We start from the raw sequence: 210 nt of genomic DNA on the forward strand, positions 1-210 counted from the left end.
TACGTACGTACGTACGTACGTACGTACGTACGTACGTACGTACGTACGTACGTACGTACGTACGTACGTACGTACGTACGTACGTACGTACGTACGTACGTACGTACGTACGTACGTACGTACGTACGTACGTACGTACGTACGTACGTACGTACGTACGTACGTACGTACGTACGTACGTACGTACGTACGTACGTACGTACGTACGTA

General features: G+C 49.5%; 1 protein-coding gene. It reads left to right on the forward strand.

The window, feature by feature from the left end:
• Positions 1 to 210 (forward strand): hypothetical protein (locus HMPREF0308_RS14500; protein ID WP_169305121.1); only part of this gene is annotated, 210 nt, incomplete at both ends.

This window comes from Corynebacterium striatum ATCC 6940 (assembly GCF_000159135.1).
In the GTDB taxonomy this organism is placed as follows: Bacteria; Actinomycetota; Actinomycetes; order Mycobacteriales; family Mycobacteriaceae; genus Corynebacterium; species Corynebacterium striatum.